Below are 9,190 nucleotides of genomic sequence, written 5' to 3' on the forward strand. Positions count from 1 at the left end.
CAGTTTAATGTTGCAAGCCTTTTGGTATGGCGTTCAGCAAAGTCCTGGTGTATGCCTGAGTCGGGTTCAGATACAGATCATCTGAATTCGCCAGTTCAACGACCTTACCTTTATTCATCACCATGACCTGATCGGCAATATATTTGACCACGGCCAGATCATGCGAAATGAAGATGTAGGACAGACCAAATTCTTCCTGCAAGTCTTGCAGCAGATTCAATACCTGGGCCTGCACAGATACGTCCAGTGCTGATACCGATTCATCACAGACCAGCACTTCCGGTTTCATCGTCAGGCAGCGTGCAATCGCGATACGCTGACGTTGACCACCAGAAAATTCATGCGGGTAACGGTGGAAGGCGATAGTTGGCAGGCCGACCTTTTCCAGCAATTGATAAGCCATGGCAGAGCGTTCGCTGTCGTTGGCGCCAATGTTATGGATATGCATGGGTTCCATTAAAATCTGCCCGACTGTAAAGCGCGGATTCAGTGATGCATACGGATTCTGGAAAATGATTTGTATGCGGCGCTTGTAGTGATGGAATTCCTTGTTTGACATGGACAAGATATCCTTGCCTTCAAACAGGGCCTGGCCAGAGGTAGCCTGATGCAGACGCATCAGCGTCAGGCCTACCGTGGTCTTGCCTGAGCCTGATTCACCCACCACACCCAGGGTCTTGCCGCGTGCCAGTTTGAAAGAAACACCTTCAACAGCCTTGAATTCTTTTTTGCCAAAGAAACCTTCGCGGGAGTAAAAGCTCTTGCCCAGATCCTTGACTTCCAGCACGATTTCTTCGCTGCCATTGAGGCCACGCGGGCGCTGTTTTTGATCAACCAGAGCGCCGTTATTGTTCATGAAGTCAGCAATCACCGGCAGGCGCCATGGTCGTGTATCCAGGGTAGGGCGGCAGTGCAATAGCGCCTGGGTATAGGTATCTTTCGGGCTTTCAAAGATTTGTTCTACTGTACCCGCTTCGCGGATTTCGCCATTGCGCATGACAATGACATGGTCGGCAATTTCACCGACCAGTGCCAGGTCATGGGTGATGAACAACACTGACATCTTATGCTTGATACGCAGAGCGTCAATCAGATCGATGATTTGTTTTTGTATGGTGACGTCGAGAGCTGTAGTCGGTTCATCAGCAATCAGCAATTTGGGTTCGCAGGCAATCGCCATCGCGATCATGACCCTTTGCTGCTGCCCGCCAGACATCTGACTGGGGTAGGCATCGATCTTGTTTTTTGGATCGGGGATGCCGACTTCTTCCAGCAATTCTATAGAACGCTTGCGGGCTTGTTTGGCATCCATACCCATGTGCAGGCGCAAGACTTCGCCTATCTGGAAGCCAACGGTGAACACCGGGTTGAGCGATGTCATCGGCTCCTGGAAGATCATGGAAATTTCCTTGCCGCACAGATCGCGTCTTTCAGCGATGCTGAGTTCCAGCAGACTGCGGCCTTCAAAAATGATCTTGCTGTCAGCAGCAATACTGGATGTATCTGGTGGCAGCAAGCCCATGACGGCGAGTGAGCTGACTGACTTGCCACTGCCTGATTCACCGACCAGGGCAACGGTGGAATTACGTGGTATTTCAAAGGAAATACCCTTGACGGTTTCCACGCTATCCTTTTTATTGACGCGGAAAGACACACGCAGGTTTTCTACTTTCAGCAAAGCTTGATTTGGGTTTTCTTGACTCATGATCTGTCCTTATTTCAACTTAGGGTCAAGCGCATCGCGCAAGGCATCGGTGAACAATGAGAAGGCTGTCACCAGCACGGCCATCGCTGCGGTTGCGGCAACCAGTTGCCACCATTTACCCAAAATCAATTCATTCTGTGCTTCATTGAGCATGCTGCCCCAGGACACGACGCCAACCGGCACGCCAAAGCCCAGGAAGCTCAGGATAACTTCGGATTTGATAAAGCCAACAACAAGGATAGATACCTGAACCAGCGCCACATGGCTGACATTCGGGAAAATATGAACAAACATCTTACGCCAGTGCGAAGCACCGATGGCATCTGCTGCCCACACGTATTCACGCGCCTTGTGCTTCATGTATTCAGCACGGATCAGTCGGAATGGACCGGTCCAGCCAGTGAAAGCCAGGATCAGGATGATGGTGGTCACGCCTTTTTGCTGCAATACAGCCGCCACTGACAATATCAACAGCAGATAAGGGATGGAAGTGAAGATGCTGTAGAACCAGTTAAAGAAATCATCAACTTTGCCGCCAAAGTAACCGGCCAGTGCACCAAACATGGTACCCAGCAGGGTCGCCAGGAAAGCCGCGACCAGACCAACAACGATGGAAGTTTCTGCACCCTTGATGGTTTTCTTGATGATGTCATGCCCCCATTTGTCAGCACCAAAGGGCAGGGTAGTCAGGCGTTCGCCCACGACGGCCTTGCCGGACTTGGCCAGCTCAGCGCGGATTTCTGCCATTTCCTTTGCCAGCGGGTCAGGGATGCCGTAATCATTGACGATGACGGCCTGGTCAGCATCTGGTTGCTTGCGCAACTCACGGATGATGTCCGCCAAAGGGTCGAGTGGATTCTCTGGCGGTGGTGCTTCAGCTTCTGCTTTGGCGATTGTACCCGTATCTGCCCCCACAAAAGTAGGCGGCGCATAGCTGACACCGCTTTCCTGCTCCCAGTCAGAGGCGATGACACCGGCTGCGGACAGCAGCAGAGTAATTAAAAAGGCAGCCACGATGCCCATGGCAATCATGGCGACCTTGTCAGCGCGTAAACGCCGCCAGGCCAATGCCCACAGCCCTGGTGAAACTGTTTGTACAGTTGGATTTGTGATAGTCGTGCTCATGAATGATCCTTATTTCAACTGTACGCGTGGATCAACCGCCTGGTACAGCAGATCGGTCAACAAATTAAAAAACATGGTCGCTGCAGCGACATACACGGTGATCGCTTTGATCACGGGGAAGTCACTGCGTTCCACCGCCAGTATTACTTCACGGCCTATGCCAGGGATAGAAAAGAAACGCTCGATCAGGAAGGCACCAATCAGCAAGGCTGGCAGGTTGGACATGACGTGGGTGATGATAGGTATCGATGCATTGCGCAAGACGTGTACCCATTTCACGCGGCTTTCGCTGACGCCTTTGGCGCGTGCAGTGCGCACATAATCCTGGTTGACTTCATCCAGCACAAAGGTGCGGAACAGGCGAAGGTTAGGTGCCACGCCTACGGCCAGCGCAATCAGGATAGGCAGAGCAGAGTACTTGAACAGGTTTTCAGCGAAATGATTGCCCCAGCCCTGTACCGGGAACATACCCAGTTTATAGGCAAAGAAATACTGACCAACGATAATGTAGACCAGGATACTGACCGACATGCCGACCGTACAGGCAATCATCACAGAACGGTCAGTGAATGAGCCGCGTTTGAAGGCTATTGCCAGTGCCAGCGCAATTGCAATCAGGGTTTCGATAATTGTGAGTGGTATCAAGACAGTCAGCGAAGGGCCGAGACGTGTGCCTATGATGGATGATACGGCTTCACCAGTACTCCAGCTATTGCCAAAGTTGAAGGTGACGATCTGCTTGATGAAAATCCATAGCTGTACATAGTAAGGCTGGTCTATACCCAACTGGGTGCGGATGTTGGCAATCTGTTCGGCATTCGACATCTTGCCTGCCAGGATGTAGGCCGGGTCGCCACCTACCCAGTTGAACAGGAAAAACACCAGCAGGATGACACCCAGCATCGTTGGTGCCATCTGCCATAAGCGGCGCAGTATATAAGCGGTCATGTTTGTCTCTCGGTTTTCAAATTTCAGTTAGTCTGCGGCTCATTTTTTTGTCTATTTGTTCTTGTCAATGTCTATCTGCATCCATTCTATATGCATGATGGGATGTTTTTTATGACCTATCACACGTGGCTGCGACAGCATCATGCGATGGCGGGCATAGCCCAGGCGTTGCGCTGCATACAGTTCCATGATGCGTGTCATCTTGTGGTACAGCAGATCGCGCTCTGGCCCCGGTGCCAGTTTTTGTGATTGTTCATACAGCTTGTCGTACTCGGGGATGGTGACGCAGCCATTATTATTCATGTGGATGTTTTTGCCGTAAAACAGCTGCATGAAATTATCACCATCGGGATAGTCTGCTATCCATGGTGAAATGCGTTGCATCAACTGGCACTGCTTTTCAGCTTTGAGGATTTCAGCAAAGGGACGGAATTCTGCACGCATTCTGATGCCTATGCCGTCGTAGGATTTTTTCCAGACTTCAGCCTGTAAATGGCCGCGTGATTCGGTTTGGGCAGTGTGGACAATTTCCAGTGGACTGCCATCGGGCATGGTGCGATAACCATCTTTGCCTTTTTTATAGCCGAACTTATCCAGCAAGGCATTGGCAGCGGCGGGATTATATTGAATGCTGCTTTTGTAGTTGGGGTCATGTCCTACTACGCCAGGGGGAATAGGGTATTGCAACGGTATCGCGTGACCATTATCGACGATGCGTATTTCTTCTTCTACATTGTGTGCCATGGCCATGGCGCGGCGCAGGGCGACTTTCTCCTTGCTCAGACCACCAAATACCGGGTCTTGCATATTCCAGTAATAGATAGTCAGCTCAGGGTCGACGATGCGCGACATCTGTATACCGCGTTTGACAAATTCAGGCTTCAAATCAGGGCCGTTCAATACCTGGGGTGCCAGGCCGCCGTATAACTGGAACAGATCAATTTCATCTTTCTGGAATGCCAGCAGGCGCGACTGGTCTTCCAAAATCACATTGACGACAACGCGCCCGATTTGCGGCATGCGCTTACCTTTCATGGCAGCGATGATTTTCTGGTCATTTGGGTCAGCGCTGGCCTGGAAATCCCATATCGTCGTATGGAAGTCAGGGTTGGCATCCAGTATCATTTTGGAGCCACGTACCCACTCAGTCAGTTTGAACGGGCCAGTACCTACCGGGTTTGCCATGGCAGCACCCTGTACATCCTGGTATTTTTCTATGACCTCGCGTGCAACGGCAGACATGGCGGTGTAGGCCAATATCATGGGCAAGTTAAAGTCCGGGCGCGTCAGGTGTATGCGCAAGGTATATTTATCGATGACTTCCAGTCCGGGTACTTTGGCTGAATAATCAAACTTGCCGGATTTTTTTGCCTGTGCCGCCAGTTGATCCAGGCCCGCGATCTTGTCCTCAAGCAGCCAGACGTGGGTGGAAGCGATTTTCGGGTCCATGATGCGCTTGAACGAGTACACATAGTCATCGACCGTCAGTTCACGTTTTTTACCATTGAAAGCTGCATCAGGGGTGAAGTAAATACCTTTCTTCAGCTTGATAGTATAGGTTTTACCATCGGCAGAAATCTCTGGCATGCCATCGGCTGTTTCGGGAATAATTTTCGCCGGGCTCGCCAGGTAGTCATAAGTAAACAAACGCTCAAAAATCGCCTCATTGATGGCGTTAGAGTATAAGTCACGGGTCGCGGCGGGATCAAAGCCGGTTTCAGCAACCGGGAAGATGGTGCGCAACACTTTTTCCGGATCAGCAAATTCAGGTTTGGCGGCATGTGCCTGCAAGGGCAGGGTAGATGACATCAGACCGGCAAGTGCCAGGCATATCGCCATGCCTGTTCTGGTCAGCTTGTGCTGAAACGGATGAGTGGACTTCATTAACAAATTCTCCTGCTATTTTTGTGCGGTGATAATAAATAGAACGTAGACTCAGTCTGGTACTGATGAGTTCAGCTTAATGCTTTTCTACATCAATAAACGCCCAGTCTGAATGCAAGATGGGATGTTTTTTATAACCAGTGATCCAGGGGCGATATAGCCAGCTGCGAATGCGGGAGGTATGTACTATCCATGGTGTATCAGCTTCCACCTGACGGTTCATCTGCGCATACACTTTATTGCGCTCGTCACCAAGAGGCAGGGATACCGCTTTGCGGAATAGTGCATCATAGGCGGGTGATTCATAACAGGCATGGTTGCCAGCGCCTGCTTTGGGGCCGTACAACAATTGCAGGAAGTTTTCACCATCAGGGAAGTCGGCATTCCAGGCACCGCCCCACATATTTAACTTGCAGGCCGAGGCAGCTTTCAGATTGTCCGCAAAATTACTGACTGGGAATTCGATACGTAGCCCGATTCTGTCAAGACCGCGCTTGTAAATTTCGGCTTGCACTTTATAGATGGCGGCTGGCTCCACGGTTTTTTTGAGGACAAGCGGGCTGCCGTCAGGATTATTTCTGTAGCCATCCGGGCCACGCTTGTAGCCAAAGTGATCGAGTAATTTGTTGGCCAGCTTGATATCGTAGGCGAGACTGCTGCGGTAGGAGGGGTCATAGCCGACTATATCTTTGGGAATGATCATCTCTGAGCGTACGGCTTGCCCCAGTCGCATCTGGGCGATTTCGTCTTCATAGCTATAGGCCATGCCTACGGCGCGGCGCAGGGCAATTTTTTCCTTGGTGTAGCCGCCGACCACGTGGTCGCGCATATTGAAAATTGTGAAGGTGATACCTGCGTCAGTAACTCTGTCCATCTTGATGCCCTGGTCTTTTAACTCAGGTTTGAGTGCTATACCGTCCAGTGCTGCTGTTGCCGCGCTTTGCGGCAGCTTATCAATATCAAGTTGCGAATCCTGAAACGCCAGCCAGCGTGATTGTTCTTCTTCTATGATGCTGATATCGACTTTGCCAACCTGGGGCATTTTTTTGCCCTTCATTTGCTTGACGATTTCTTCATCGCGGGCACTGCCTGTCGATTTAAAATCCCAGGTGTAGCCACGGTACTCTGGATTGGCGGTCAGTACGATTTTGCTGCGGGGCAGATACTTTTCAATCATGTACGGGCCAGTGCCGACTGGATGCAGGCCGGTCTGGTCGCCATAGGCCTCTATCACTTCTCGTGCTACAGCGCCAAAACCGCCGTAGGCGACGACATACAGAAAATTGTAGTCCGTTGCTGTCAGCTCTATTCTTAACGTGTATTTGTCAATGGCCTTCAGGCCGGCAACCGGTGCATCATAGTCAAATTTGCCAGATTTTTTTGCCTTGGCAGCGACATCATCCAGGCCAACAATTTTGCCTTCTATAAAGCTGGCATTGGGTGAGCGGTTGACTGGATCCAGCACGCGCTTGAAAGTGTAAACATAGTCGTGCGCGGTCAGTTCATGTTTTTTACCCTTGAAAGCAGGGTCAGGTGCGAAGTAAATGCCGGGTCTGATCTTGAAAGTAAAAACTTTTCCCTGCTCGGTTACTTCTGGCATTGCCTCTGCCGCAAGAGGCAAGAGGCGGGCAGGGCGTGCCAGATAATCATAGCTAAGCAAGGGTTCAAAGATTGCTTCACTGACCCAGCCAGAATAGAAGTTCTGGGTTTTTGCCATATCGAAGCCATCATCGGCAGCTTCAAAGGCTTGCCTGACTATTTTATTGAGGTCTGCAGGATTAGCTGCTTGAGCCATCTGCGAGGAAAATGAAGCCAGCAGCATGGTGAAAATGCAAGCAACTCCCTGGTGACGCATGAACATTTTTAAACCTCATCATCTGGTAACGCAAATTGGCTCTATTTCGCGCTGTTAAGCATGGATCAGGCTCGCTTAGCAAAGCGCTTTGATTCAATGGCCAAATCCTGGAAGAAACACTATCTGAATAGATTAATTTACATATTGCAGGTGCAAATTAATTTTGCTCACGATTTATCAGGCAGCTTCTTTCGCTTAAGTTTCAAAAAGCCGTAACCATAACGCAAGAGCCGTATCGATGGGGAATGGAAAGAAATTTTTATTTCATGCTGGATTGCTGCAGTGTGACAATTCTTTTCAATTTCGTTTTTTTGAGTGCATTTTGGCAATGATTGCGCATTATTAAGGGGATTGTGATGTTGCCATGCACCATCGTAGTGCAGTATTTCAACGCAACTTTAGATAGTTTGATGCTTGAAAAAAGCCTCAAAAAAAATTTAATTCTGACGAGTGGCAGTATGGGCAAATTTCTCAATGTAATGAAGTGTAAAAAAAGCTGCAGTGGAATTATTTATGCTGCATAGCACAAGAAATTAGGTTTCCTTTACGGGTGTTTTTTTGGCAAAATGCGCCATGTTGTTTTTTTGACGGAGCGGCAGCTAAAGCACTTGACAGTTTCCAAGCATAAGTGGTTTTATGCGCCTTCGGAAAAAAATCTGACGGCTAAATTTACATTTTCCCTATGGTAAGTTGGTGCTTTTTTACATAGGAAGTATTGATAGTCGATCTGAGCCATGTGTAATGACTGTAGTGCTGCGCTTTGCAGCAAGTAATAGTAGATTTTCTGCTCTGATATCGGTGATAGCGCTACTTGTGAGTCTATGAATCTGGTAATGGAAATAGATCATATTTTTTATTACTTGATCAATTGCAGGTGTCGGCAGTAGAAACTGGTACTTTGGTTGCAGGCAAAATTAAATAAGTCAGTTTTAGGAAAAACCTCGATTTATATTTTGATGAGTCTGCAGCTTATGAATTTATAAGTGGTTTTGTATCGGTATGGTTTTTTATTGATACACAGCATTTATAATCACTTTTTTGTTTGAGTTGTTTTGACTTGCGTCAGACAGTTGACCTTGTGGTAGTGGAGGAGCAGTAATGGATTTTTCAAATCGCCAGCAAGAGCCGGGGAAGAAGTTTATAGGCTTAGGGCTGGTTATCGCATTTCACGTACTGGTGGTGTATGCACTGGTATCAGGATTAGCGCGCAAGGCCATGGAAGTGGTGATCAAGCCAGCAGAAGTCAAGCTGGTGGAAGAAGTAAAACCACCACCACCGCCGCCAGACACCCCGCCACCGCCACCACCAAAATTGTTGGCACCGCCCCCCCCGTTCATTCCGCCACCGGAAGTTCAGGTACAGCAACCGGTACAACCGGCCCCGACCATCAGCGTCAAATCTGAAGTCAGGCCAGAATCGAATGTGATACCCAAGGCAGTGGCAGCACCGACCCCGGTTGCCGACACCAAAGCAACAGGCCCGTCGATAGTGCCAGGCGTGATCGACTTCAACGTTGCAGGTTGCAAACCGGAATATCCGCGTGCCTCCCTGCGTAACGAAGAAACCGGCACCGTCGTCCTGTCCGTCCTGATTGGTGCCGATGGCACCGTCTCCGACGTCAAGATCGACAAATCCAGCGGCTTCCGTGGTCTCGACAATGCGGTGAAATCCCA

The 9,190-nt window shown here is 49.6% G+C and carries 6 protein-coding genes; 1 reads left to right on the forward strand and 5 read right to left on the reverse strand.

Annotation, left to right across the window (positions count from 1 at the left end):
* Positions 1–4: 4 nt before the first annotated feature.
* The 5 genes from AC3WQT_RS26860 to AC3WQT_RS26880 all read right to left on the reverse strand — a co-directional run bounded on the left by AC3WQT_RS26860 (position 5) and on the right by AC3WQT_RS26880 (position 7,523).
* Complete coding sequence (locus AC3WQT_RS26860) at positions 5–1,705, reverse strand: ABC transporter ATP-binding protein (protein ID WP_492708778.1); 1,701 nt, start codon at positions 1,703–1,705, stop codon at positions 5–7.
* A gap of 9 nt (positions 1,706–1,714) precedes the next feature.
* On the reverse strand, positions 1,715–2,830 hold the full coding sequence (locus tag AC3WQT_RS26865) for an ABC transporter permease (protein ID WP_492708780.1): 1,116 nt from the start codon (positions 2,828–2,830) through the stop codon (positions 1,715–1,717).
* Positions 2,831–2,839: 9 nt separating this feature from the next.
* Positions 2,840–3,778 (reverse strand): ABC transporter permease, encoded by a 939-nt coding sequence (locus tag AC3WQT_RS26870; RefSeq protein WP_423008417.1) that lies wholly within the window; start codon positions 3,776–3,778, stop codon positions 2,840–2,842.
* 51 nt (positions 3,779–3,829) lie between these two features.
* Positions 3,830–5,662, reverse strand: coding sequence for an ABC transporter substrate-binding protein (locus tag AC3WQT_RS26875; protein ID WP_492708781.1), 1,833 nt, complete (start codon positions 5,660–5,662; stop codon positions 3,830–3,832).
* Between the two features lie 76 nt (positions 5,663–5,738).
* On the reverse strand, positions 5,739–7,523 hold the full coding sequence (locus tag AC3WQT_RS26880) for an ABC transporter substrate-binding protein (protein ID WP_492708783.1): 1,785 nt from the start codon (positions 7,521–7,523) through the stop codon (positions 5,739–5,741).
* Positions 7,524–8,615: 1,092 nt separating this feature from the next.
* Between AC3WQT_RS26880 and AC3WQT_RS26885 the strand changes: the two genes are divergently transcribed.
* The coding region (locus tag AC3WQT_RS26885; protein WP_492708785.1) for an energy transducer TonB at positions 8,616–9,190 on the forward strand (575 nt) is incomplete at its 3' end.

The organism is Undibacterium sp. FW305-107 (assembly GCF_058788535.1).

Excerpts from the sequence above, each read along its gene's own strand:
- AC3WQT_RS26880 (WP_492708783.1), bottom strand. The coding sequence starts at position 7,523 with ATGTTCATGCGTCACCAGGGAGTTGCTTGCATTTTCACCATGCTGCTG.
- AC3WQT_RS26860 (WP_492708778.1), bottom strand. The coding sequence starts at position 1,705 with ATGAGTCAAGAAAACCCAAATCAAGCTTTGCTGAAAGTAGAAAACCTG.
- AC3WQT_RS26875 (WP_492708781.1), bottom strand. The coding sequence starts at position 5,662 with ATGAAGTCCACTCATCCGTTTCAGCACAAGCTGACCAGAACAGGCATG.
- AC3WQT_RS26870 (WP_423008417.1), bottom strand. The coding sequence starts at position 3,778 with ATGACCGCTTATATACTGCGCCGCTTATGGCAGATGGCACCAACGATG.
- AC3WQT_RS26865 (WP_492708780.1), bottom strand. The coding sequence starts at position 2,830 with ATGAGCACGACTATCACAAATCCAACTGTACAAACAGTTTCACCAGGG.